This is a genomic window from Bythopirellula sp., from assembly GCF_041737835.1.
In the GTDB taxonomy this organism is placed as follows: domain Bacteria; phylum Planctomycetota; class Planctomycetia; order Pirellulales; family Lacipirellulaceae; genus Bythopirellula.
Map to the genome: position 1 here is coordinate 179000 of NZ_JBGSQY010000021.1, position 24795 is coordinate 203794.

The 24795-nt window shown below is 52.1% G+C and carries 22 protein-coding genes and 1 tRNA gene; 16 read left to right on the forward strand and 7 right to left on the reverse strand.

Annotated features, from left to right (window positions below):
• Positions 1 to 5: 5 nt before the first annotated feature.
• Genes AC6T8Q_RS05460 through AC6T8Q_RS05470 form a run of 3 tightly spaced genes read right to left on the reverse strand, consistent with a single transcriptional unit; the run spans position 6 to position 2990 of the window.
• Positions 6 to 809, reverse strand: coding sequence for an ABC transporter ATP-binding protein (locus AC6T8Q_RS05460; RefSeq protein ID WP_500678106.1), 804 nt, complete (start codon positions 807 to 809; stop codon positions 6 to 8).
• Between the two features lie 24 nt (positions 810 to 833).
• Positions 834 to 1526 carry a methyltransferase domain-containing protein gene (locus AC6T8Q_RS05465; RefSeq protein ID WP_500678107.1) on the reverse strand — a complete coding sequence of 231 codons (693 nt, stop codon included), beginning with the start codon at positions 1524 to 1526 and terminating at the stop codon, positions 834 to 836.
• A 12-nt stretch (positions 1527 to 1538) separates the two neighbouring features.
• Positions 1539 to 2990, reverse strand: a complete 1452-nt coding sequence (locus tag AC6T8Q_RS05470) for a PQQ-binding-like beta-propeller repeat protein (RefSeq protein ID WP_500678108.1) — start codon at positions 2988 to 2990, stop codon at positions 1539 to 1541.
• A 249-nt stretch (positions 2991 to 3239) separates the two neighbouring features.
• On the opposite strand from AC6T8Q_RS05470, the gene AC6T8Q_RS05475 reads away from it, so the two are divergent.
• From AC6T8Q_RS05475 to AC6T8Q_RS05485, 3 genes are all read left to right on the forward strand, one after another.
• A complete protein-coding gene (locus AC6T8Q_RS05475) occupies positions 3240 to 4250 on the forward strand; it encodes an inositol monophosphatase family protein (RefSeq protein ID WP_500678109.1) in 1011 nt (336 codons plus the stop codon).
• Positions 4251 to 4361: 111 nt separating this feature from the next.
• The gene (locus AC6T8Q_RS05480; protein WP_500678110.1) at positions 4362 to 5261 is read left to right on the forward strand and encodes an ABC transporter ATP-binding protein; all 900 of its coding nucleotides are present in this window, start codon (positions 4362 to 4364) and stop codon (positions 5259 to 5261) included.
• A complete protein-coding gene (locus AC6T8Q_RS05485) occupies positions 5258 to 6073 on the forward strand; it encodes an ABC-2 transporter permease (protein ID WP_500678111.1) in 816 nt (271 codons plus the stop codon). Before AC6T8Q_RS05480 ends, AC6T8Q_RS05485 begins: the two co-directional genes overlap by 4 nt.
• 40 nt (positions 6074 to 6113) lie before the next feature.
• Here AC6T8Q_RS05485 and AC6T8Q_RS05490 read toward each other — a convergent pair whose 3' ends face one another.
• Positions 6114 to 6524, reverse strand: a complete 411-nt coding sequence (locus AC6T8Q_RS05490) for a hypothetical protein (RefSeq protein WP_500678112.1) — start codon at positions 6522 to 6524, stop codon at positions 6114 to 6116.
• Between the two features lie 68 nt (positions 6525 to 6592).
• Here AC6T8Q_RS05490 and AC6T8Q_RS05495 point away from each other — a divergent pair, with 68 nt between their 5' ends.
• The 11 genes from AC6T8Q_RS05495 (at position 6593) to AC6T8Q_RS05545 (ending at position 19206) form a co-directional block, all read left to right on the forward strand.
• Positions 6593 to 7006 (forward strand): thiol-disulfide oxidoreductase DCC family protein, encoded by a 414-nt coding sequence (locus AC6T8Q_RS05495; protein WP_500678113.1) that lies wholly within the window; start codon positions 6593 to 6595, stop codon positions 7004 to 7006.
• A gap of 498 nt (positions 7007 to 7504) precedes the next feature.
• Entirely contained in the window at positions 7505 to 8974 is a 1470-nt protein-coding gene (locus tag AC6T8Q_RS05500) for a cryptochrome/photolyase family protein (protein WP_500678114.1), read from the forward strand.
• A gap of 203 nt (positions 8975 to 9177) precedes the next feature.
• Positions 9178 to 12732 (forward strand): PQQ-dependent sugar dehydrogenase, encoded by a 3555-nt coding sequence (locus AC6T8Q_RS05505; RefSeq protein WP_500678115.1) that lies wholly within the window; start codon positions 9178 to 9180, stop codon positions 12730 to 12732.
• 313 nt (positions 12733 to 13045) lie between these two features.
• Positions 13046 to 13840 (forward strand): sensor histidine kinase, encoded by a 795-nt coding sequence (locus AC6T8Q_RS05510; protein WP_500678116.1) that lies wholly within the window; start codon positions 13046 to 13048, stop codon positions 13838 to 13840.
• 3 nt (positions 13841 to 13843) lie between these two features.
• Complete coding sequence (locus tag AC6T8Q_RS05515) at positions 13844 to 14515, forward strand: response regulator (RefSeq protein ID WP_500678117.1); 672 nt, start codon at positions 13844 to 13846, stop codon at positions 14513 to 14515.
• Between the two features lie 292 nt (positions 14516 to 14807).
• Positions 14808 to 15200: a cupin domain-containing protein gene (locus AC6T8Q_RS05520; RefSeq protein WP_500678118.1), complete on the forward strand. Its 393-nt coding sequence runs from the start codon at positions 14808 to 14810 to the stop codon at positions 15198 to 15200.
• Positions 15201 to 15208: 8 nt separating this feature from the next.
• Positions 15209 to 15478 carry a hypothetical protein gene (locus AC6T8Q_RS05525; RefSeq protein WP_500678119.1) on the forward strand — a complete coding sequence of 90 codons (270 nt, stop codon included), beginning with the start codon at positions 15209 to 15211 and terminating at the stop codon, positions 15476 to 15478.
• 174 nt (positions 15479 to 15652) lie between these two features.
• On the forward strand, positions 15653 to 15844 hold the full coding sequence (locus AC6T8Q_RS05530) for a hypothetical protein (RefSeq protein ID WP_500678120.1): 192 nt from the start codon (positions 15653 to 15655) through the stop codon (positions 15842 to 15844).
• Between the two features lie 26 nt (positions 15845 to 15870).
• Entirely contained in the window at positions 15871 to 16545 is a 675-nt protein-coding gene (locus tag AC6T8Q_RS05535) for a VIT1/CCC1 transporter family protein (protein WP_500678121.1), read from the forward strand.
• Positions 16546 to 17072: 527 nt separating this feature from the next.
• Positions 17073 to 18170 (forward strand): PEP-CTERM sorting domain-containing protein, encoded by a 1098-nt coding sequence (locus AC6T8Q_RS05540; RefSeq protein ID WP_500678122.1) that lies wholly within the window; start codon positions 17073 to 17075, stop codon positions 18168 to 18170.
• Positions 18171 to 18450: 280 nt separating this feature from the next.
• On the forward strand, positions 18451 to 19206 hold the full coding sequence (locus AC6T8Q_RS05545; protein WP_500678123.1) for a hypothetical protein: 756 nt from the start codon (positions 18451 to 18453) through the stop codon (positions 19204 to 19206).
• Positions 19207 to 19747: 541 nt separating this feature from the next.
• Here AC6T8Q_RS05545 and AC6T8Q_RS05550 read toward each other — a convergent pair.
• Both AC6T8Q_RS05550 and AC6T8Q_RS05555 read right to left on the reverse strand, forming a co-directional pair.
• Positions 19748 to 19820 (reverse strand) — tRNA-Arg (locus AC6T8Q_RS05550).
• 36 nt (positions 19821 to 19856) lie between these two features.
• Positions 19857 to 20579: a DUF1559 family PulG-like putative transporter gene (locus AC6T8Q_RS05555; protein ID WP_500678124.1), complete on the reverse strand. Its 723-nt coding sequence runs from the start codon at positions 20577 to 20579 to the stop codon at positions 19857 to 19859.
• Here AC6T8Q_RS05555 and AC6T8Q_RS05560 point away from each other — a divergent pair.
• Together AC6T8Q_RS05560 and AC6T8Q_RS05565 are read left to right on the forward strand one after the other, a co-directional pair.
• Positions 20538 to 20972, forward strand: coding sequence for a phosphotransferase (locus AC6T8Q_RS05560; protein ID WP_500678125.1), 435 nt, complete (start codon positions 20538 to 20540; stop codon positions 20970 to 20972). The genes AC6T8Q_RS05555 and AC6T8Q_RS05560 overlap by 42 nt on opposite strands.
• A gap of 678 nt (positions 20973 to 21650) precedes the next feature.
• On the forward strand, positions 21651 to 23951 hold the full coding sequence (locus tag AC6T8Q_RS05565) for a GH92 family glycosyl hydrolase (protein ID WP_500678126.1): 2301 nt from the start codon (positions 21651 to 21653) through the stop codon (positions 23949 to 23951).
• Here the strand turns inward: AC6T8Q_RS05565 and AC6T8Q_RS05570 are convergent.
• Positions 23948 to 24757 carry an SDR family NAD(P)-dependent oxidoreductase gene (locus tag AC6T8Q_RS05570; RefSeq protein ID WP_500678127.1) on the reverse strand — a complete coding sequence of 270 codons (810 nt, stop codon included), beginning with the start codon at positions 24755 to 24757 and terminating at the stop codon, positions 23948 to 23950. The genes AC6T8Q_RS05565 and AC6T8Q_RS05570 overlap by 4 nt on opposite strands.
• Between the last annotated feature and the right edge of the window lie 38 nt (positions 24758 to 24795).

Consider the following 24795-nt stretch of genomic DNA (forward strand, 5'->3'; position numbering starts at 1 on the left):
TAGAATCAGGTCGATGATTGCCAAATCGGCCACAAGCGATTCGCATATTGTTCGAGCGCGTGCAAACGCAAACCGTAGACGTGCTCGATGGTCGCTTGCGTGACGATCTCACGCGTGGGACCGCTGGCATGAATCCGGCCGTTGCTGAGCATTAAAGTTTGTCGAATACCGGGAACGATTTCCTCAACATGATGGGTGACAAGGATGACCGTGGGGCCATCGGTTGTGGCGACCGCGTCGTTCAGCCAAGCAAGAAACCGCTCGCGAACGCCTGGGTCCATTCCCGCGCAGGGTTCATCGAGCACCATGAGCAGCGGTTCGGCCATGCGGGCGCGGGCGATCAACACTTGCTGGCGTTCCCCTTGCGACAGCACTCCGAACGGTTTATCGATCAGGTCTTCGCACCGCAAATCGATCAGCATTTGCCGGGCATCGGCGAAATCTTGGTCGGTCGGTTCAAAACCAAGAAAGATCTTGAGTCCAAACTGCGCGAGCCGTCCCGTGACCACGGTTTCCAGCGCCGTATCTTCGGCGGGGATTTCCGCCGCGAGATTGCCGGTGATCCAGCCGATACGTTTACGCAACTCACGCAAGTCGAGCAGTTCCTGACCCAAACGCAAGACTTGGCCGCTCGAAGGCCAAAGATAACCGCAAGCAATTTTCAGCAGCGTCGTTTTGCCGGAGCCATTCGGTCCCAACACGGCCCAGTGCTCTCCGGGCCGCAGCGACCAACTCACGTCGGTAAGAATTTGGGTGTCTTGTTGAACGTAGCTGACGTTCGCAAGCTCAATGATGGGTTCGGCAGGCATGGCGATTCAATACGATGTCGACGATTAACTTTTGCGTGCCAAACAGGCCCAATCCCAAGGCGATTTGCGTTCGGTCAGTTCCAGGCCATCTTCTCCCCAAGGATACGTGGCCTTGCGCAGCGAGACCACTTCGAATCTGAGCTGCGTGACGATCCGCCGCAATTCCTGCCGCGAGTAATGCTTCTGCTCAGTGTCGTTGCGGCGAACGAGCTCGCTTTCGATATCGACCGAGCCGTGAAAGGCTTCGGCATCCATCTCGGCTACGTATCGGGCAGATTCCAACGCGGGAACGACAACGAGCAAATGCCCGCCTGGCTTTACGAGTTGACCGAGGCTGATCCATTGCTGCTCGCGCAGCCGCGGCTTGGGAGCAGTGATGACGTTCAAGCAAACGGCCAGGTTCGCGATCGATCCGAACTTCGCGCCAGCTTTTTCCAGGGGCAAGGCGTGCCATTCGGCGTGTTTCGTATCCTGGCATCGGCGCTGGGCGCGTTTCACCATCGCTGCGGCGAAATCAAACGCGACAATTTTGCCGAAGGATTGGCCAAATCGCTCGACGAACGTGCCGATGCCGCAGCCCGCATCAACGAGCGTTTTACGGCGGTTGGGCTTGGTGAGAGCGACCAATCTGGCGATTTGCGGGCCGCTCGTAGCGGTGATATCGCAAACCGACGTTTCAAATTCCGCCGCCAGGCGATTCCATCCTTGTTGGCTCATGCCGGCTCCAATCTATTCCCCGATACAGTACAGCGACTTCTCGCCACGAATGATGATTTCGTTGCCCACGAGTGCCGGTGTCGCATCGATCGCTTCGTCGAGTTGATTGGTGGCCAGAATTTCGAGTTCCGAGCCATGTTTGACGACGGAGGTGGCGCCATTGCGGCCGGCAAAATAAATCTTGCCGTCGGCACCCACGGGCGAGGAGTAAATCATATCGATGCCGGGCAGACGCTGAGCCTTGAAGACCTGCTCACCCGTTTCGGCTTTGTAACACGACAATATGCCGTTGTTCGACTTCGTGAAATAGAGCTGGTCTTCGTAGAGCAACGGCGATGGGACGTAGGGCGTGTCTTGATCCAACTTCCAAGCAACTTGATCGGTGTCGGTGATATCGCCTTTCGAGCTGAGCGGAATAGCATACAAAGCCGCGCCTCGATGGCCGGTCATCAGGAAAGCCAAATTCTTATAAACCAAGGGAGTTGGAACGGCTCCCATCGCCTGCCCACCACATTCCCAAATGATCTCGCCATTTTCGAGGTCGTAGCCACGAGCGCGATTCATGCCATTCACGACAACTTGCGTCTTGCCGTCATGTTCAAGAATCAGTGGTGTGTTCCAGGTCGTCTCCTCATCGCGATCGACTTTCCACTTGGTTTCACCCGTGTTGGCGTCAAGCGCCGTGATGAACGATTGGCCTTCATGATCCCAATTGATCACCAACGTATCGCCATGCAGGGCAGGGGAGGAGCCTTCGCCAAACATGTGCCGGGTGCGCATGATGCCCAGGTCTTTCTTCCAGCGAAACTCGCCGTCCATCGTGTAGGAATAAACCCCTCGCGAACCGAACGACAGATAGATATTCTTGCCGTCAGTAACAGGCGTGGACGAGGCAAAGCTGGCCGTGCCATGGTGACCTTCATGGGGAATCGCTTGTATGGCGACTTGCTGCCAAAGAGTTTTGCCGGTTTTGCGGTCGAGACAGATCACGACGAATTGGTAGTAGTTGGTCGGCGTACCAATCTCGAAGCCACCAAAACCACCCCCGCCGCCACGGCCCCCACGACGTCCTTCCCGAGGACGGTCAGCAGGTGGTGTGGATTGTGGTGCAGGCGTCGATTCTGCTTGCGCGAGCAATCTTTCATTTGCCACCAAGTGGAATCGTCGCATGGTTTTCAACGACAGACCTTCAGGAGGATTTTCAGCCGTATAATCGGTTTTGATGGCGGTTTGCAAATAAATTCGATCACCCCACACGATCGGTGAACCGCTTCCCTGGCCGGGGAGTTCGACCTTCCATTTGATGTTTTCGGTTTCACTCCAGGCGGTCGGAGGCTTCGCCGTGGAAGAGATGCCGGTGAATTCTGGGCCACGGAAGTTGGGCCAGTTAGTCGCTGCTTCATCAGCCAAGGTTGGATGCGTCGTTGCCAACAAGGCAATCGTCAAGCAAACATGTCTCCACATAACCTGTTCTCCGTAAACTGGTAGTGACAAGAGCAACGCCGTCGGCGAGGTAGGAGCTAGCCGCGGCAATGAGGTGGGCCAACTTGAGAATCATCGCATATCGGGCAGCAGTCTCCAACAGGCGGGCGAGAAAAGCAGCGAAAATCTTGCGTGAGTTTTCTTGCCGCGAGCAATTGGATTTGCGTTTGTATGCAAAAGACTCGTAGAATAAGCCCGATTCGTCCTTCAATTTGGCTGATGTAAGCAACTATGGCACTCTCCCTGCAAGAACTTCTCCAAGCAATTCGTGAAGTGCACGACGATGTTCGGCAGCAGGTCATCGCCGCTTGTGAATCCCACACGTTTGAAGAACTGTGTGGTGAAGCAACCGCCGCTGCGGGAGACACTGTTTATGCGATCGATCGCGTTGCCGAAGGTGCTCTGCTAGCCGGTATCGAAACAAAGATCGCTGCGAATACTCCAGTTGTTCTCATTGGCGAAGGAGTTCCTGATGGACAAATCGTTTTGCCAAAAGGCATCAAGGAAGCCGACGCCAAGTGGCGGATGATTGTTGACCCTATTGATGGCACACGCGGTCTGATGTTTCAAAAGCGGTCGGCTTGGATACTGACCGGTGTGGCTAAAAATCTCGGTCCGGGCACGAGTTTGTCAGACATTGAACTCGCCGTGCAGACGGAACTGCCGCTGGTGAAACAGCATCTGTGCGACAACTTCTGGGCGATCCAAGGACAAGGGGCACACGCGGAGCGTTTTGATCGATTTACTAATAAAGCGAAGCCATTCCATTTGCAGCCGTCGACAGCAACTCAGGTGGCCCACGGCTATGCCACCGTCTGCAACTTTTTTGCCGGTGGCCGTGATTTGTTGGGGGCGATCGCCGATGAGCTTTCGCATCGGCTATTGGGAGGCAATCAACAAAGCGAGGCGCGCGTCTTTGAAGATCAATACGCCTCCACGGCCGGGCAAATCGCTGGGCTGATGCTGGGGCAAGATCGTTTTGTCGCCGACGTGCGTCCCCTTCTGGCCGATGCGGTTAAGAAGCGTGGTGGGACATTAGCACACTGCTGCCACCCATATGATCTTTGCACGAAACTCATCGCCGAAGAAGCAGGAGTATCTGTGTGTTTGCCCGATGGCCAGCCTGTGGATGTGCCTTTGGATACTCACACCGACGTGACTTGGGTGGGCTATGCCAATGGCAACCTACAAACGCTGATCGAGCCGGTTCTCATCGCTGTCCTCCGTGATATATTGGACTGAACTGTCGATTGTGGAAGCCTGGAAGCGAAACCACGAATGAGACGAATCTCATGAACCGATGTGGAGACTGTGAATTCGTGGTCAATCTTTGCAAGCAATTTGAGGCATGATGTGGAGGTTCTCGAGCTACAAGGGCTTTCCAAGAGTTATGGGCAGCGACGCGGAATTGAGGGAATCAATCTCTCGGTGAACGCGGAAGAGATTTTTGGCTTTCTAGGTCCCAACGGTGCGGGCAAGACAACCACGATCCGGATATTGCTCGGACTGTTGCGACCCAGCCAGGGCACGGCCAAAATATTGGGCCACGATTGCTGGTCGCAAAGCGCCCTCATCAAGCAGCACATCGGTTATCTCCCCGGCGACCTGCGACTCTATCCCTGGTTTACAGGCAAAAACGCACTCAAAATTGTCAGCGAAGTTCGAGGCCAGAGCGAGGTGAGGCAGCGTGGAAGCGCGCTCCTGGAGCAATTTCAACTCGACGAAAATGTGCCAGTGCGAAAAATGTCGCGCGGCATGCGACAAAAGTTGGGGATCGTGCTGGCCTTGGCGCATCGGCCAAAGCTGTTGATTCTGGATGAACCCACGTCGGGCCTTGACCCCTTGATGTGTGACGAATTGTATCGGACATTGCGTGAGGCAGCCGCGACAGGGACAACCGTTTTCTTTTCCAGCCACACTTTGAGTGAAGTCGAGTCCCTCTGTGAGCGCGTGGCGATCGTCAGGGCTGGGCAAATTGTTGCCGATGAAAAAATAGAGGCCTTACGACAAAACGCCCACCGAACGGTGATGCTACGATTCCGCTCAAACGCAAACATGGCTGGAATGCAGCTGCCAAATTTCCTGAAAATCGAGCAGCGGACCAATTATGTTTGGAGTGGAGAGCTTACCGGCACGGTTTCTGAGTTGGTGGCATGGGCCGCTGCACAGCCGCTGGATGATCTCGAATTGAGCCCGCCGAGTTTGGAAAGTTTGTTCCACGCCTACTACCAAAGTGACCAGGAGCCTGCATGATACGTGGGATATTGCGCAAAACGCTCCATGAGACTTGGGTGCAGCTACTGTTATTTGGCGTGGCGCTGCTGATTGTGCCCGCCGTGCTCACGATGTTGTTACCACAGTTAGAACAAGGGCTGACCCAGGTGTTGTCGGCATTTCCGTTTGTCAGCGACCTTATCCAAGCCTTGCTGGGAGAGGACTTGGGAGCGAACATTAGCCCACAGAATTTGCAAGCGATCATCTGGGTCCATCCCTCGGTCTTGGCATTGATCTGGGCACAAGAAATTGTTTTCTGCACGCGTCTGCCGCCGGGGGAAATTGATCGTGGTACGATTGATATTTTATTGAGTTGGCCTGTTTCGCGCAGGAAACTGTATTGTGCTGAGTCGCTGATCTGGCTGGCGACCGGCGTAGGCCTCTGCGTGATGATGTTCACGGGTCATTTTCTGGCCCGCCAGTTTGCCCCCTCCAGTGTGCCAACATCACCTCAGCGTGTGCTTATCATCTTGGCCAACCTTTATTGCCTGTATCTGGCCGTGGGAGGCTTGACATTTTTCGTATCGGCTATGAGCAGTCACCGGGGTCGTGCGATTGCCGTGATTTTTACAATTTTGTTGGCATCATTTCTCTTGAATTTCGTGGTGCAGTTTTGGCAAGCTATCTCTGGCCTCGCACCGTTTGGAATTCTGCACTACTACCGCCCCGCTGCGATTCTGGCGACCGGTGCAATGCCGCTCACAGACATGGGAATTCTGTTGAGCGTCGGTGGGGTTGCGTGGGTCTCGGCCTGTGAGATTTTTGCCCGGCGAAATATTTGCACAGTTTGAGGCCTCATGGTATGAAAATCAGTCTTTCCACCACTCCTTGCTATCTTTTGCCAGACTGCTTCCATGCGCTTTGAAGAATCAGCGCGAAGGGCACCCACCAGACAAGATCATTCGAGAGAATTGTGAGACCGGCGATCCAGGGGAGTTCTCCATGGCTGGCTGCCCAGACAAAACCAATGGGGCCAAAGATTTTCCCCAGCAGCCCGACCAACACGATTGGCCAATGCCGCAACGGGTCGGTTGCGGCAATGGCATAGCCAACGCCGTAAACTCCGACGATCATGCCAATGCATTGGGCAAGCGAAGGGTAATTGGGCGGTGTCATCCCTGCCCAGATAAAGGGCGAAACCGGCAGAAAAACGATCAAACTCCCCCAAAGCAGATTATAAATGGCCGCCAGGGAGAGTGTGGCCTTCATCCAGCGGGGTGGAGCAGGGTTAACATGCGACATTTTATACGGTCCTCGAAGTGTAGAACCGCACAAGCTGACTCAACTTAACTCATACGCATATCCCTATCGTGACCACATCATCGTACGACATTGAAGTATTTTATGACGGGGGTTGCCCCTTGTGTCGGCGCGAGATCGACTTGATCCGCATCCGTGATAAGCACAACCGAGTTCGCCTCACCAATATCGACGATGCTAGTTTTGATCCCGCTGAGGTCGGCAAAAGCTACGATCAACTGATGGCTCAGATCCATGGGCAGTTACCTGACGGAAGTTGGGTCCGAGGTGTTGAGACGTTTCGCCATTTATACCGAGCCATCGGCTTCAACAAACTGGTCGCGCTGACTCGCTTGCCAGTGGTTTCTCAGTTAATGGACCTTGGATATGTGATCTTCGCTAAGTACAGACTCGCACTCACCGGGCGCTGCACGACCGAGACCTGCCGAGTGCCTGGAAAACGCGTTGGTGGTTTACAGCCATGACCGCCAACAATGAACTTTTTTTTTTGTTGCAACTCGCAAGCACGCTGTTTATGACGGGACTAATCTGGTTTGTGCAATTGGTCCACTATCCATTGATGAAACTAGCGGGCGCTGACCAGTTTCCTACATTTTCGGCGGCTCATCAGAACCGAACCACTTGGGTTGTCGCTGGCCCGATGTTGTTAGAATTAGCCACCTCGCTGGGGTTAGTTGTGAGTAGCACGATGCTAAGACAGTCGCTGGTCTATCAAGCGAGCGTGATTTTGCTCATTGCAATCTGGATCTCAACAGCTCTCCGACAGATGCCCTTGCACCGCCAACTCTTGCTCGGCCACAACGCGCATTGCATAGATCGCTTGGTCCGCTCGAATTGGATTCGTACGTTTGCCTGGACTTTGCGTTCAATCATCTTGTGTTGCCTATTCACTGCACGGCAAATTTTGTGGTAGTTCGTGTTTGTGGAATCTAGAAAAATGGAATATGGCAGTGGTTAACACCATGCGCGCTGCACTGATCTATCCACACCAACTCTTCATCGATCATCCAGCCATCCGTGGCGTGGATTTATGCGTGTTGATTGAAGAGCCTCTCTTCTTTGCCCAGTACCGATTTCACGCACAGAAGCTTATTTTGCACCGTGCGTCGATGCGTCATTACGCGGATGCGCTTAAAAAAGAGCACTGGGATGTGCGATACGTCGAATCGCATGAACTTACTAAAACGGGCCAAATCGTCGACTCGCTTGTTAAATGGGGAGTGACAGACGTTCAGTTTGTCGACCCATGTGACGATTGGTTAACAACCCGACTGATCCGTAGGCTTGATTCTGCCAAGATTGAGCATCAGATGGTTGAAGATCCCCATTTTCTCACATCAAACGATGAATTTGATGCGTATGCTCGCAAGCACTCCAAGCTATTCTTTACCGATTTCTATAGGTTACAGCGCCAGAGACTCAACATTCTGATGGAAGATGGTAAGCCCGCAGGTGGCAAGTTGAGTTTTGATGTGGAGAATCGCAAGAAGCTTCCGCGAGGCCTTAAATTGCCAAGAATCTCCTGGACGCAGGAGGGTCCTTATGTGCATGAGGCAAAGCAGTATGTCGCTGAGCATTTTCCGCAAGCGATTGGTGATAGAGAGAATTTTTGTTTTCCGATCAATCGTTCTCAAGCCGAACGATTTCTGAAAGATTTTCTACGAGTTCGCTTGGAGTCATTCGGCCAATACGAAGATGCGATCAGCTCGCGCGATTCCTATCTGTTCCATTCCGTACTCACGCCAGCGTTGAACATAGGCTTACTGTCGCCGCGGCAAGTCGTGGAAGCAGCATTAGAGTACCAGGATCGCGTTCCGCTTAACTCGTTGGAAGGTTTTGTGCGGCAAGTGATCGGCTGGCGGGAATATATCCGTGGTGTTTACGTAGTGCATGGTCGACGGCAGCGAACGAAAAATTTCTGGCAGCATACCAAGCCAATGCCACAAGCATTTTACGAGGGTACGACTGGCATTGAACCTGTGGATACTGTCATTCAACGAGTCTCCGAACGCGCCTATTGCCATCACATCGAACGGCTAATGATCCTCGGCAATTTTATGCTCCTTTGCGAGGTTGATCCCGATGCCATCTATCAATGGTTTATGGAATTTTTTATCGATTCGTATGATTGGGTAATGGTGCCCAATGTTTACGGTATGAGCCAACATGCCGATGGCGGGCTCATCACAACCAAGCCGTACATCAGTGGCTCGAGCTATATACTCCGCATGAGCGACTTTCGCAAAGGGCCTTGGTGCGAAATTTGGGATGCCCTGTTTTGGCGCTTTATGGCGAAGCACAGGGACTTTTTTGCGTCGAATCACCGTATGAGTGTGTTGGTGAGTCAACTCGACAAGATGGGCGACAAACTTTGCAAACATCAGGAGATCGCCGACAAATTCTTACGCAAAATCCACTGTGATCCGTCCTAGTCGATCACTCTTGGAAACATGTTTCTCACTGTCCAAACATTGTGCAGCCATTTCTAACAGGGCTACAATGAACGCTGTCTTTTCAGGCGTTTGAGTGTGCCAGCCGAGCTTCTCCTAAGGTGAGCTACGCAATACGCTTTTAGCTTCATGAATTATCGCGGGAAGTTCACGTACCGCGATTTTTTTCATTCGAGGGTGCGCGCATGTTGGGCTATCGAACTCGTTCACAATCACTGGCAAGCCGTCGATTAAAGTTTGAGCGTTTGGAAGAACGCGAACTGTTGGCGGCAGATACGTATCTCATCAATTTTCAGCTTGAAGCTGCATTGACGCCGACGCGGTACGCGGCTGATACGGGCGAAGTTTTTGGGCTGCGCAATAATGGCTGGAGCTATGGTTGGTCGACGGACCACACGGACGTGGCTCGCGAACGCAACGCCCATGCCGACCAACGTTTGGATACACTGATTCACTTTCATCAAAACCAGTCCTGGGAACTGCAACTGCCCAACGGGCAGTATCAGGTCACTGTCTCAATAGGTGATCCGTCGTTTGGCAGCACTCACACGTTAAACGTCGAAGGCGTGAATGTTTGGAACGCCGTCGCACTCGGATCGGGCGCATTCCTTACCGACACACGGACCGTGACGGTCAACGACGGCCGGCTCACATTAAATCAAGGTTCTGCTGCCGAGATGGCAACTCGTATCAATTTTATTCATGTTGTTGGCTTGCCTAGCGGTCCGAACAATGGCCCCGCTGCACCTACAATTATGGAGCCGGTTGTCGAAGGTGACATCGTCAATCCGGCCGACGTGCATATGGAAGCAGTCGATTATGTCGATCCCGAAGGAGATGAGCATTATTCCACGGACTGGGAAATCTGGACCACGGGCCCTTCGCCGGAGCGAGTATGGCACACGCTGGGCATTACTGGTGTGGAACGGCTGCACACTCATTTGGGTGACGGCATTTTTGAGAACTCCCATGCCGGCCGAACCGACCTCATTTCCACGCCGATTCCAAATTTCAATTTCAATACTTACTCAATCACAATTCCTGGCGTGACCGCCGGAGATCAATTGACGATCTCTACGGATATGCTTAACGCGATCGGCGGAGGGGGAGCGAATCGCTCGGCCATGGTCGATTCGTTTGTGTTGACGACAAACGCAAGTGGCAATTTGCTTAGTGATGGCAGTTTTGAGTTGGCCACGAACAACACGCAAACCAGTAATAGTGCTTGGGTGATGACGGCTCAATCGGATGGCGTCGAACCTGCCGGCGCTTTTCAAACTGCAACCTGGGCCGCCGCATCGGGCAACACAGGCGTTTGGTTCAAAGGTTACCGCGGCACTCCTGGAGTTCCGGTCGATGCGTCGGTAACTCAGGTAGTGACTGCGCCAACTTCAGGAGATTACACGCTCACGTTTGCCGCTAAGATTGAGCAGAATTTTCCTACGACGGTAGGTGCGTTTCGCACAAGTATCGCGTCCAGCGGTTCGGGTGGCATGAAGACTATCGATTTACTGAATTCCTTTGCGCCGGAATACCAACTGCGAGTTCGATTCCGCGATGCCGTTGGAGCTGTGAGTGCGTACGCCACGCGCAATTTCATTGTGGACGAGGCCTCAACGACGTTCCCGCTCGAATTGGAGGGAATAGCTGCTTCACCTACTCCCACGTGGACCACTGCCAATGACAATCCGATCATTTTGCCCGTTGCGAGCCCCAATCAATCGCAGCTACGTCTGGAAGGTCCGCTCAGCGATCTGTTACTTTCCTTTACCGGAAACAATGGCGTATCGAACACGATCATGAATCCGGGTACGCTCGACGAACACGTGAACCCCCGTGCGGTCATTGTTGCGGGCTCGAATGGCTTGAACCTGGGACCGACAGAAATTCGGTTCGCTGATGATGCAGGTCAACAACGGGCCGTCTATTTGCCGGCGATCAACTTAGGAGCCAACGGGCGGCTCGACTTGTGGATCGCAGCTGATGGCTCGACCTACTACGGCATCGAGTCGCAAACCGAGCCAGTCTTTACCAGTTTGGCGCGACAAGCGGAACTGCCCGTGCCATTCATTGCATTTGAGCCCGGCTATCAAATCGACGAAGTGGCTGGCGGTTTGCAATTGCCAGTGAACATCGCTTTTGTGCCTAATCCTGGTTCCGATCCCGATGATCCTTTGTTCTACGTCAACGAGCTCTACGGCACGATCAAAGTTGTGAGCAACGATTTCACTGTGAGCACCTATGCGACGAATTTATTGAACTTTAATCCGACGGGGGCGTTTCCAGGCTCAGGGGAACAAGGCTTAGCGGGACTGGTTGTCGATCCGCTCACAGGAGACGTCTTCGTCACACGAGTGACGGATACCGATGGCATCGAAGGTGGCGTTCATCATCCGCAGGTTGTCCGATTGAGCAGCACCGATGGTGGGCGAACCGCTTCGACGATCACGGTGATTCGCGATATGGTCGGCGAGAGCCAAGGCCAATCCCATCAAATCTCCAATCTAACGATTGGCCCTGATGGCAAACTGTATGTGCACAATGGGGATGGATTCACGGCTTCTACGGCGCTGAACTTGGATTCCTACCGCGGAAAAGTTCTGCGAATGAATCTCGATGGCACCGCACCGAGTGATAATCCCTTCTATAATGCATCGAATGGCATTAATGCCCGTGACTATGTGTATGCCTACGGATTCCGCAATCCGTTTGGTGGAGCCTGGCGCGCAGCCGACGGCAAACACTATACAGTGGAGAACGGCAATGCGCTCGACCGTTTAGCCCGTGTTGATAGTGGTGGAAACTATGGTTGGAATGGATCAGACTCGTCGTTATTGCCGCAAGCACGGTACGTGTGGAATCCCGCCCATGCCCCAGTCAATATAACATTTGTCGAGCCCGAGACTTTTGGTGGCAGTCAATTTCCTGGTTCCAAACAGGGCCACGCATTTGTCAGCGAATCAGGACCAACCTACGCCTTGGGTCAACAAACGGCTGGCAAACGCATCATCGAGTTTGTTTTCGATGCCAACGGTAACGTCGTTGGCGCGCCGACCACGCTGGTGGAATATGTCGGCATCGGGCGTGGCACGGTGTCGGGATTGATCGCCGGACCCGATGGTCTTTATTTCACGGAGTTGTATAAAGACCTTGATCCCGTGTCGCCGATTGATTTTGGCGCACGCATCTTTCGAGTTCGCTTTACCGCTGGTGGCGATGCCGATTTCGACTTGGATGGCGACGTCGATGGCCGTGACTTTCTCGCCTGGCAACGCGGCGCGGGGAGTGCCAATCCCACGAAGGCTTCTGGGGACGCCAATAACGACGATGTCGTAAACAGTGCCGATTTAGCCATATGGCAAGCCGAGTATGGCAATGCAAACTTGTCGGCGGTCAGTTCGCTCGTGAGCGCTTATTCTGCATCAACCGCACCGTTGTCAACACATGCCGAGAGTGAAGCCGAAGCAGATGTCGCTGTGGAAGCGGGAAGTCTCTTTGGATCACTTCCAGTTTTTTGGGTCGAATTTTCGGCGACGATGAAAAGTGTTGCTTTTGACTACTCTGTTAGCGATGAATTCGTGCCACTCGAACAAATTGTCGATGAAGTCTTTGAAAAAGGACCAGTCACGGCAAGCTACGGCGTCGAGAGCGATCCACTGGCGTACAATGACGGTCAAAAGGAGTCGGAGCTAATTGACGATTTGTTTGCCAGCTGGGGGAAATTGGTGGACATGATCTAACGCGACCGCCAAGAATGCTCATACCCGCAACTAATTAAGAGTGCCCCTGGTAGGAGTTGAACCTGCGACCTGCGGTCTTGATCTTCGTTGTTCAGCAAACCTCTATTGCGGAATGCCGAGGCAATTTGTCACTATCTAGGCACTGAAAAAAATAGAAATACCAACGCAAATTTGAGATGATAGTGTCCATCAGTCAGTAGGAGTAGAATTATGTTCTATGAATAGATTTCCAGCTACTGCATGGACACCCCCGGCGCCATTTAAGGTTTTCGTGTTAGTGCTCCTAACGACATTTACTGTCGAAGGATGCATCATGTACCTTCTGCAGTACCTTCCTAGTTGGTCGAGTGCACAACTTTTACAAGGGTTTTTCGATGCCTCGATCCTGACTTTAGTGATTGCACCAGTCATTTGGTGGGTCGTAGTGAAGCCGCTTCAACGATTGTCGGATTCTCGTCGCGAGTTGCTGCACGCATTATTTGGGGCTCATGAGTTAGAGCGCTTGCGCATCGCGCGTGATTTGCATGATGAAATCGGCCAACAATTGACCGCTCTACTGGTAGGACTAGGAATGATCGAGGCGTCCCGTGATCTGGCGAAAGCACAGATGCTGGCACATGACCTTCGTCAGGTAGGCGCAACGGCCCACGAAGAAGTACGTCGATTGGCGAATGGCCTACGCCCTGGTGTGCTCGAGGAGTTGGGCTTAATTGCCGCCGTCGAGCGACTTTGTGAAGACTTTGAAAAATCCCATACTATCCCCGTGAGACTCGAAACATCTGCGACCATAAACGGGGTGTTGGAATTGTCTGTTCAAACTTCGCTGTACAGAATTTTGCAGGAATCACTCACCAACGTAGCCCGACATGCGCAGGCGTGCTCTGTCGAAGTGAGGCTCAACAGAGTTGGCGATGTAATAACATTGTCCATAGCTGATAATGGTCGCGGATTTCAGGAAGATCCAGAAGATGCATCGTTGCTAGCTAAAAATTGTCTTGGCTTAAACAGTATTCGTGAGCGTGCAGAGATGCTGAGTGGGGATTGTATGATCCGGTCAGTCGTCAGTGGGGGAACATTGATCCAAGTAACTATTCCTTTGCCTGAATAAGTGATGAAGAAGATCCGTATTCTTATCGCCGACGACCACGCCGTTCTCCGTAGTGGATTACGCCTTCTGATGGAATCTCAAGACGACATGGAGGTTGTCGGAGAAGCGGGTGACTTTGCCGAGACCCTTTCGCAGGTGACTGCAATCAGACCTGATATTGTGACTCTCGACCTTTCGATGCCGGGAGGTCTTGGGCTTAAAGCGATTGAAAAACTACGTCAAAAGGTTCCCGAATCACGCGTGATCGTGTTAACCATGCACGACGACCCCGCATATTTGCGGACGGCCCTGGCCATGGGGGTGTCTGGGTATGTCGTCAAGAGTGCCGCCGACACGGAACTCTTGAGTGCGATTCGCGCCGTTTCCCAGGGACGAGTGTTCGTGGATGCGCGCAGTAGTACGGCTACGATCAATACGCCCTTGCAATCATCAACCACACCGTTGGAATCTCTTCTTAACAAGCTGAGTGCTCGTGAAAAAGAAGTCCTGGGTTTGATCGCACAAGGCCATACCAACCAAGCTGTTGCCGGTCAACTTGATGTAAGTGTCAAGACGATCGAGTCGTATCGCAGTCGACTCATGGATAAACTTGGCTTACACAATCGGGCCGATTTGACACGGTTTGCCCTTGAACAGGGTTTGCTGAAAAGTGGGACTAGCGAGCCCCTTCTGTAACACTTTCTGTCGTGCAGCTTCGTAAGTGCCAGGGTTACCCCGGCAAATCGGTTCATCTGCCCGGGTTTTCATGACAGCTTGCATCTAGATTACCAGTTACCCCGCTGAGCAAGAAACAACGCAATAAATAAGCTCAAGTTAGCAACCCACCGCGCCACGCGACGGCTTTCCTGCTTCAGGAAAGGTCAACATCGGGCCCTATGGTGTGCGGCTTTTCTCACAAGATAAGCCAGATTAATTGAAAGCTGTGAAACCTGCATTCATGAACGCGTAACGCAAGGAGAATTTGAAATTGAAAGGGTATTTGCAAGATATTGAGGAACTGGCCACCGGGAACGAAGATTTTCGCCGGGTGCTCTATACAGCAAAAAATTGCCAACTCGTTGTCATGTCGCTTAAGCCCCAGGAGGATATCGGGGCTGAAATCCATCAACTCGACCAGTTCTTTCGTGTGGAGGAGGGAACCGGTGAGGCCGTCTTAGACGGCGTCCACACGGCGATCCGCGCTGGCTTCGCGGTACTCGTCCCAGCGGGCGCCAAACACAACATCGTCAACACTGGGAGCGTTGCACTGAAACTCTATACGATCTACTCGCCGCCGAATCATCGAGATGGCATCGTCCATCGTACTCGCGAAGAAGCGGAGGCCGACAATGAGCATTTTGACGGCAAGACGACGGAATAAAGAAGGCGATGGAGCGGGGAAAAGAGAAGATTGACAAGAACGCTGGAGAAGCGGATTGGCAAGTGTTTCCCAGAACAGGCAATCCAACGTTGAGCGGGGCCTGCCAGGATGCTGGTATCCACGCCATCGGGGTAACGGCCAAACATCCGCTTACTGCACCAAGTTTTTACCAGAAGTCCGTGGATGAGAGTCTTAATAAATGGTCTTGTAAAAAAAGTTCCTGGGTCGGCTTATCCGGTTCACAGCTTGCAGTTCAGTTGAAAGCCGAACAAATGTGAATTGTTTCGATAAACGGAAAGGACGCGTGAAGCGGTGTTTAGTATAACTATCATAGGGACTATTGTCTTTTTCAAAGTGTTCGTGCCCAAAAGCCAGCCAAACTCAACATGCATCAACTAGAATGAAATAGCGATGAAAAAAAGGTAGCGGTATTCGGGGCTGGAATAGCGGGCTTGAGCGCAGCCCATGAGTTCGCCCGCCTTGGTTACACTGTGATTCATCAATACAAGCCGCTTTGGCTGCGAGCCATCAGCGCTGCGGACGACGTTTGTTTCTCTCTTGGCATCGCTCATGTCCTCGACTTGTTCGTCGTGGGCTTCCTGATAACGATTGTTATTCTGCTGGTCATATTTCTAGGCGGATAGATAACTTGTTTGTTCAACACAAAGAATTGCATCGCACGGATCGAATCGGCTGGCTACGCGCGGCGGTATTGGGCGCCAATGATGGCATTGTGTCCACGGCAAGTTTGATCGTCGGTGTTGCCGCAGCCAACGCGGCGCGAGGCGACATTCTCGTTGCAGGAGTTGCTGGACTTGTCGCCGGAGCAATGTCGATGGCCGCCGGTGAATACGTATCGGTCAGCTCGCAGGCTGATACCGAAAACGCTGACCTCGGACGCGAGCGCAAGGAACTTGTCAACGATAGAGAATCCGAGCGCAACGAACTTGCCTCAATTTACGTTAATCGAGGCATTGAGCCGTTACTGGCAAAACAGGTCGCCGATCAACTGATGGCTCACGACGCGTTGAGTGCCCACGCGCGAGATGAACTTGGTATTTCAGAGATTACATCTGCTAGGCCGGTACAGGCAGCAATTGCGTCGGCAGCAACATTTGCGGTTGGCGCTGCGATTCCATTATTAGTGGTGTTGATCGTACCAACATACATGCTGATCCCACTTGTGACTGGTACGTCGATCGTGCTTCTTGCTTTGCTAGGTGGTTTCGGCGCAAATGCCGGCGGGGCCCCGGTCGTCAAAGCTGCATTTCGAGTTATGATTTGGGGGGCGCTTGCGATGGCGCTTACGGCCGGAGTCGGTGCTCTATTCGGTGCGGTAGTTTGAGTGTGTTCCGTTTCGTACACTTCCTAGCAGAACGCCGCAATACGTTGTGTATTTTTGCTTGCTGAAAGCCGTGGTGAGCGTTCTAGTTTCTGGTGTTTGCTCGCATCTGCCGGGGTTTCCCTGGCAAGCAATTCTTTCTGGCAGGTTTTCCCCGGCATTTGCTTTTTTGAATTGCCGTTATCCCCGCTGCGCAACATTTCGATGTGCAATTAAGTTTAAGCATGACTCCGGGACTGCAATTCGCAGTTTGGCTCTACTTAATTATTTAACATCATTCTCCAAGTTCTTTAAAAATTATTGAACTTTGTGGCGGATCGATCACAAAAAAACTGCTTTACATTACGACAAGTCCTCTAGCTAAATGCGGCCTTAGTTTGCACGGGACTTCGAATAAACCTTACCCCGCAGAACACATCACGAAATGCTCCTTCGTGTTGAGTTTGGAAAAATACGCGGAGCATTTGGAGAGGTGTTGACTTATGACCTTATCATCTAGTTTGATCAGATCGCTACACAGAAAGAGAGCCTTGCAAAAAAAGATTGGAGTTCTTGTGGCCTTGGCGGTGTTCACCATCTTCGGTACGCCTGTGGCCATTGCGAGCGGTATTTACGGTACGCTTTCAAACTTTGATATCTACAACACAACTCCTGAACCGTGTGAGGGGGCCGAGATAGAGTTAGAGGGGATTCATTCGTCGAGCGTTGGTGGAGACTTTCCAGCACATTACAGCAGTAAAAGTATCCTGGAATACAACGACGATTTCGGCCAATTCGCTGGAACTCGCATTACCTATACGGGGTACAACTTCGCCGGCGCTCCTAACCCGGGCTCCCTCATGCCGAGTATCAATCCACCTTCGACAAACGGGCATGAACTGACCTATTCGGCTGGAGGCGAGCACTTTGGCTTCTGGCTCAACGGCGCCCAGCCCACGGCAACACGTTTCTTCTGGCTGAACAACAACAATGGGGCCTACGAAAGAATTGGAAGTGTGCCTGAAACAGTGCCGGGCCCAACCTGGACTTATGTGCCCCCTGCAAATAACGGCGGGCCAGCTGTACTGCAAGCGGTTATTCAAGTGCCAGAACCTGCAGACGCGCCTAATCTAAGACCAGACTCAACCTGGATGAAGGTCTTCAAAACCAAAGTTGATGTGTCACCATTCAGTGATGTGGAGATGCAGGATCTCCTTGAGAAATTGATCTCCGGCGACCCAAACGATCCAAATTATGTCAATCTCGTTCCTCAGGGCGAGGATCCCATCGAAGTTGAGTCGGAGTGGGAACTCCTCGAAGGGGGCAAAAACCCAAAAGAGAAAATGGGTGAAGATGAAGTCGCAGAAGGTGATAAGGTGATCATCCGACGCTACGAATTCTACAAATATATTGGTGAAGTTAATGAAGATAACGAGCCAATATCGGTATGGGAAGACATCGGCAATCCAGCTGACCCAGGCCTCGATGTGTTCGACGATAATGGGGATCTCGTCTTTGCCGCCGAACGTGGCGATTTCATCTCAGCAAATATGGTTGCTGCGGTTTTGGCACCTGCTGTGCCGGAACCTTCAACACTTATTCTTGGGTTTGTGAGTTTTGGAGCGTTCTTCTTCAAGCGTCGTAAATAAAAGGTTTTCTATCAGCGAGGTGACAAGGTGTCATCAACCAACTCTATGGGAGCGCAACACTGATTCAATTGGTTGGTGACACCTTTCGCTTCGGAATGCTGGCAAACGAGTGACGGGCATGAAAAATTTAAATTCTCTTTGATCGAAACGAGACTGTATGATCCGGCACGCAACTCTGACACTAGCAATGTGGCTTTGCTGCCTCTGTTTCGCGACAGCAAACGCGTCAACCGTCGTGTTCTTTGACGCTTCTCAGATAGCAACGGAAGTAACGTCGGGGGTGACCTCTGATACCATTAGCAGCAACGGCTATCTGTTCACGTACACGCGAGATAAATTGTTTACCGGCGGTCTTGGTCCCGATCCAATCGGCCGCTATGTTCGTGTTCCCTGGCCCGAGGGTGTAGAAGCACAGGCCGTGACGACTCCACCCCCCGGGGTGACTGACTACAAGGCACGCATCACGCTCAAGCGTGTCGACGGCGATGTCTTCGACCTGACATCTTTCTCGGCCAAACTACTTGCCAACACGGCAGCGACTGGCGCGTCATTCGAGATCATGCCCTTGCTAAATGGAGAGGACGCTTTCAACGATCCGATCTACTTCAATGCTAGTGGCTATTACGGTAATTCGTTTTCTTACGGTCCAGGGAGTACGGCTGCGCTGAGGGCGTTTGACACTTACAAGATCGGCCTGTTCGTCGATTTTGCTTTGATAGATCTCTCGCTTGAAGGCGCCGACATCGCCGGATCGCCCGGCGATTTTGATCTCGACGGTGACATCGATGGTGCAGATTTCTTACGCTGGCAACGTGAGTACGGCACGATGGTAGAGCCCCCCGGAAGCGGAGCCGACGGAGATGGGAGCGGCCAGGTTGATAGTGGGGATCTTGCGATCTGGCAACAGCATTATGGTGGGATCGAGATGCTGACGGCTTCGTCCCAACAGATTCCTGAACCTGCATCTTGTACCCTGACTATTGTTATCTGCTTGGTAGCGACAATTCATAGATATCCCAAGCTAGTCATCATCTAGATCAAATAGAGGTTTTAAACTCGGATAGCCCATGAACGCTGCACACCTTCACTTGATAGTCAATCACCTCCCTATTGTAGGGTACGTAATCGGTGTCCTATTAATCGCCTGCACGCTGGCCAGCCGCGGAGATCGGGGCATGTTCTTGGCGTCAGTACTTGTGCTTGTATTCGCAGGGGGAGGGTCCGCGGCAGCATATTTTACCGGGGAGCCAGCAGAAGAAGTTGTAGAAGAGCTTAGAGATGTTCCAGAGGTATTAGTCGAGAGGCATGAGGATGCTGCAAAATTGGCAACACTGCTCGCGGGAATATTTACGGGGCTTACCGTTGCCGTAAGTATAGTTGCATTCAGAAGAGAGGGGCCCATTTCGCTGGTCCTATTAGTGATCTTACTTTTAGGGGGCCTAGTCGTCTGTGCCTCAATGGTGTGGGTAGGAAACTTAGGCGGTCAAATTCGCCATTCGGAAATTCGAACGTCTGTTTCGACGGTTTGAGTCGTTTTCTGAATTTCCACCTACAACTTCTCGCCACTTTATGGAGAGTGCCCCAGGCAGGATTCGAACCTGCGACCTGCGGTTTAGGAAACCGTCGCTCTATCCCCTGAGCTACGAGGGCGCTAAATTTGTTTGAATATCATCATGATACGCACTACTATTCGCCTGAAACAAGCCCGTCATTGATGCTGATCATATACGCCATAGCTACTTCATCAATCTCGTTGACCAGAAATCTTACATGGCCGTCAAGAAAGGAGGCGTTAACGCCTCCCGGATGTAGGCTTCGGGGAGCGGCTGACATATAGCCTCCCACACCGATTCCGTTCTTGTCCTGAGCACTGATATGCAGAGAGCAGGGCATTTGAGCTTCAGCAGAGAGGGTGGCCAATTGCTCGTCACACTGTTTAGTAGTATCAAAGTTGATGCCTTGATTGTTAGGCAATTGTGCCTCGTCACGGCTATCTGGGTTAGCCAAATAAGGCCCACGATTCTCAATGATGTATGGATTTCCCACACCGATGCCATCGTGTTCGTTCCACCAGTCTTCGGGATGCATATCGAACGCCAATAGAGTTGCTCCATTCCACGGCAATGACCAGGTACCTCGTTCGTCTTTTTCGTTGTCCAATGTTCGTACTTCGCTCAAAACGAGCGTAACGCTGCTGCCATCCTCGATCGTGGCAAACGGTGTTGGTCTGGCTGACAGCGCGCCAGGATAAAGGTAAGTCAGATCGACATGAAATGGGCTGACATAAGCAGCATAGTTTCCCTTTGCTAGCTCTGCATAGTTCAGTCCCACTCCCGTCTTCAAGAGATTGAACTTTCGGCCGTAGGCTTGATCGCTTGGACAAATCAGAGAAGCAAGGAACTTACTCACCGCGATTTCTATCCCGATCAAATTATCTTCACAACACGAGGATTGTGTCTCATCGATTTTGATTTATTTTGCCTGAGCGACCCCGGTCTGGATCTTGGCAATTTCCACGGTCATTTGATTGAGCGAAGTTTACGCGACCCCGCGTTCACTCCGATAGCATCCGAGTGCCATAATCAATTCGCAGCTTACTATATAAGAACTTACAGTGAGAGAGAATGGAAGACCGTGGAAGCATTTACGACCCTGACGTTGGCTCGCCATGTCTATCTTTCAACGCTTTTCATCGACCGCTGCCGTTTCACACCTTTAATACTTGATACGTGCGAGCGTCGCCTGGATGTACAGTTGGCTGGCAACTATTGGGACAATTCGTGCCAAGCAAATTCGGCGTAAAGTATGATCACAAGCTGTCCAATTAGCTCATTTCTACTCGATGTAGGATAAGGCGACTGATCGCACGCGATAGGGCAAGTGCTGTTAGCTTGGGAATAGAAAAATATTCCGCAGAAGTCGCCCTACCTTCACGTACAAAACGTAATGGTGTTTTGGTACCGCCAGCGCTTGCGGAGTTTCCGAGTACAGTCACTTTGAAGCCTCGGGCCCACCAAGATTCCCGACCAAGCTTTACACTCTTCACTGCGTCAGATTGAAATGCGCCGACGCCGTTCGAGAGGCACGCACTGAGAGACTGGCACTAAACTTGGCACCCAAATTCTGCCATTCTTGGTCATCTAGGGTCAAATTTGGGCACCCGAGTAAAATTTTTTTCGAATAGTTTTACTCGGAGAACATCGGGTAAAGAGTGTAAAACGAGCGCAGCTGGGACTCGCCCCTGAGATGCCGCATGGGCAATCAAAATTGTAGGTGCCATAAAACTGAATAGAACGAGGATTTATCAATCACAGGTTCCGTGGAGATCGTCTGTCATTGTCAAAATCGTTCTACGGGAGTAAAGTTATTCTGCCCTTGGATCGAATATTCCGGGTTCGATTCAATACCTGACCATCCTCAATAAATCTGCTTTGCTGTCGCGTTATTGCGGCTCTCGCCTTCTATCTCCGGAACGATTTGATGCTGCTACGAATCACTTTTGTTGGTGTGCTTTGTTTGCTTTCATCGCTGCTTGCGGCTCTGCAAGCAGAAGACTTGGCGGATTACGTCAACACACTGCAAGGGACGAACTCTCGCTTTGAGCTAACTCGCGGGAATACTTATCCCACCACGGCATTGCCGTTTGGTATGCACACCTGGACGCCGCAAACAGGTGCCAACGGTGACGGATGGAAATACCAGTTTGAGAAAGACACCATCCGGGGCTTTCAACAAGCCCATCAATGCAGCTCATGGTCGAACGACTATGCTGTCTTTTCTGTGATGCCTGTTGTTGGAACGTTAGTCGTTAAAGAAGAGCAGCGATCCGTAGGGTTTCGACACGAAGATGAAACTGCAAAGCCGTATGATTATCGCGTCAAGCTGGCAAATGGCGCATCCGTGGCGATGGCTCCTACCGAGCGTGGCGTGTTTATGCAAATTAGGTTTCCCGCTGAAGAGCGAGCATACTTGGTGATCGATGGTTACACCGAAAAGGGCTCGCTCGAAATTCTTCCTAACAAACAGTGTGTGACTGGAACCGTACGCAACGGCAGAAACCAGCCTCGTGGTTTCCGCAATTATTTTGTCATCGAAGCTGACCAACCGTTCGTTTCGTGGGGGACATGGCAACATGGCGGCGACGTGATTCAAGCCACTGAGACACAGATTGAAGGGCATCGCGTGGGAGGCTATCTAGAGTTTCCACTGGGATCGATTGTTAATCTGAAGATTGCTTCGTCCTACATCGATTTAGAGCAAGCACATGCGAATCTCAGCCAAGAGTTGGGCGGCTTTACCAGCATCGAAGCAGCGCGAACGGCGGCGAAGAAGGTTTGGAACGATCATCTAGGTAAGGTTCAGATCGAGGGCGGGACGGAGGAAGAATTTCGTACATTCTATTCATGCTTATTTCGAGCGAGTCTCTTTCCACGAAAGTTTTACGAAATCGATGCGGCGGGAAAACCAATTTACCGCAGCCCCTATGACGGACGAGTGCATCACGGTTATATGTATACCGACACCGGCTTATGGGACACATTTCGCTCGCAGATGCCGCTGAATACGTTGCTGCATCCCACGATGCATGGCCGCTACATGGTGGCACTTCTGGCCGCGTACAAACAATGTGGCTGGCTGCCTTCGTGGTCTTTCCCTGGCGAGGCGGGCAGCATGATCGGTAATCATGCGATCTCACTTTTGGCCGATGCGTGGGTGAAAGAGATTCGCACCTTTGATCCGGAACTGGCGTTGTCGGCCTATCAACATGAGTCAAGTGGCAAGGGGCCCTGGGGGCCTGCCAACGGACGCGGCGGCTGGGAAGATATAGAACGATTGGGTTACTTGCCCTATCCCAACCATCATGAGGCCACGGCCAAAACTCTTGAATATGCTTACGACGATTTCTGTGGGCAGCAACTTGCACGAGACATTGGTCGCGACGATCAAGTAACGAAATTCGGCGGCCGGATGTTCAATTATCGCCATGTTTTCGATCCGTCGACTGGATTTGTTCGTGGTAAGAACGACCAAGGGGCTTGGAACGACAACTTCGATCCTGCGGAGTGGGGCGGCCCATTCACCGAGGGATGTGCCTGGCATTGGACCTGGGCCGTGTTTCACGATGTGGCCGGTTTGATCGAACTCATGGGAGGAGACGAGGCCTTCGTATCCAAGCTAGATGCGGTTTTTACCGCGCCGAACGACTATAGGGTAGGGACATACGGCGCGCCGATTCACGAAATGCGCGAAATGGTTCTTGCCAATATGGGCCAATACGCCCACGGTAATCAGCCGATGCAGCACATGGTCTACCTATACAACTACGCTGGCCAGCCTTGGAAGTCGCAGCAGTGGACGCGCACGATTATGCAACGGCTTTACGATTCGAGTGAGAACGGCTATCCCGGCGACGAAGACCAAGGGCAGACTTCATCGTGGTACGTGCTGAGCGCCTTGGGATTCTATAGCGTTTGCCCGGGAACCGATGAATATGTGTTGGGCAGCCCTGTCTTCAAAAAAGCGACAATTGCTTTTGAGTCAGGCAAGAAATTTGTTATCGAAGCGCATAACAATTCGTCGCAGAATGTTTACATTCAATCGGCGAAGCTGAATGGCCAACCGCTCGAGCGAAATTTCCTACGGCACAGCGAGATCACCAACGGTGGCGTGTTGGAGCTAGAGATGAGCGATCAGCCGAATTTATCGCGGGGTATTCGTCTGGAAGATCGACCTTTCTCTGTTTCCAAAATACAAGCAGCAGCCAGCACGCCCGAACTTTAGACCGTGCGGGCATATTGTTCCATGTGTGGAACACCGTTCTTAATAGTGTTTCCGCCATTCACCGAGACTGTTTGGCCAGTTACAAAACGTGCCTCTTCGCTGGCGAGATAAATCACCGCGGCGGCGACGTCCTGCGGCGTGCCAATGCAGCCCGCAGGAACTTTCGAGCGATATTTGTCGAGTACTTCTGGTTCGCAATTCGCATGGCGTTCCACAGGGATCCAGCCGGGAGCCACCATGTTCACGGTGATTCCCGTCGATGCCAATTCGCGAGCCGTGCTTAACGCCAAGCCGGTTTGTCCTCCCTTAGCAGCCACATAGGCACTGAAGGGGGCGGAAGCCAGGGCCAGCACTTCACTCGTTATATGAATGATGCGGCCCCATTGTTGTTGTCGCATATATGGGAGGCACTTTTTCATCAACAGTACAGGACTTTTTACAAAGAAGTCGAGCATCGTTTGAAAGAATTCCCAATCGTAATCTTCAAAGGGCAATTCCGGTTGGCTGCACGTGGCATTGATCACCAAGATATCAATGGGTCCAAGCGTATCGTAGACATCTTGATACATCCGCTCGATCGAGTCGGCATCGGTGACGTCCCCTTGCACGAGGTGCGAATCGCGAGAAACTTGTTGCAAATCGGCGAACGACCGTAAGGCATTCTCGTAGTCGTTGTGATAGTTCATCGCCGTACGCGCACCGGCTTGCGCGAGTGCGAGCGCCATTTCCTTCCCCAACCCACGGGTGCTCCCCGTCACCAAGGCGACGTGTCCGTCGAGCCGAAAGTGTTTTCCATTGTTTGACATACAATCTGCCCTTTTGCTTTTGCTGCTCGCGCTTGTTG

Excerpts from the sequence above, each read along its gene's own strand:
- AC6T8Q_RS05460 (WP_500678106.1), bottom strand. The coding sequence starts at position 809 with ATGCCTGCCGAACCCATCATTGAGCTTGCGAACGTCAGCTACGTTCAA.
- AC6T8Q_RS05465 (WP_500678107.1), bottom strand. The coding sequence starts at position 1,526 with ATGAGCCAACAAGGATGGAATCGCCTGGCGGCGGAATTTGAAACGTCG.
- AC6T8Q_RS05470 (WP_500678108.1), bottom strand. The coding sequence starts at position 2,990 with ATGTGGAGACATGTTTGCTTGACGATTGCCTTGTTGGCAACGACGCAT.
- AC6T8Q_RS05475 (WP_500678109.1), top strand. The coding sequence starts at position 3,240 with ATGGCACTCTCCCTGCAAGAACTTCTCCAAGCAATTCGTGAAGTGCAC.
- AC6T8Q_RS05485 (WP_500678111.1), top strand. The coding sequence starts at position 5,258 with ATGATACGTGGGATATTGCGCAAAACGCTCCATGAGACTTGGGTGCAG.
- AC6T8Q_RS05490 (WP_500678112.1), bottom strand. The coding sequence starts at position 6,524 with ATGTCGCATGTTAACCCTGCTCCACCCCGCTGGATGAAGGCCACACTC.
- AC6T8Q_RS05500 (WP_500678114.1), top strand. The coding sequence starts at position 7,505 with ATGCGCGCTGCACTGATCTATCCACACCAACTCTTCATCGATCATCCA.
- AC6T8Q_RS05505 (WP_500678115.1), top strand. The coding sequence starts at position 9,178 with ATGTTGGGCTATCGAACTCGTTCACAATCACTGGCAAGCCGTCGATTA.
- AC6T8Q_RS05510 (WP_500678116.1), top strand. The coding sequence starts at position 13,046 with ATGTACCTTCTGCAGTACCTTCCTAGTTGGTCGAGTGCACAACTTTTA.
- AC6T8Q_RS05515 (WP_500678117.1), top strand. The coding sequence starts at position 13,844 with ATGAAGAAGATCCGTATTCTTATCGCCGACGACCACGCCGTTCTCCGT.
- AC6T8Q_RS05525 (WP_500678119.1), top strand. The coding sequence starts at position 15,209 with ATGGAGCGGGGAAAAGAGAAGATTGACAAGAACGCTGGAGAAGCGGAT.
- AC6T8Q_RS05565 (WP_500678126.1), top strand. The coding sequence starts at position 21,651 with ATGCTGCTACGAATCACTTTTGTTGGTGTGCTTTGTTTGCTTTCATCG.
- AC6T8Q_RS05570 (WP_500678127.1), bottom strand. The coding sequence starts at position 24,757 with ATGTCAAACAATGGAAAACACTTTCGGCTCGACGGACACGTCGCCTTG.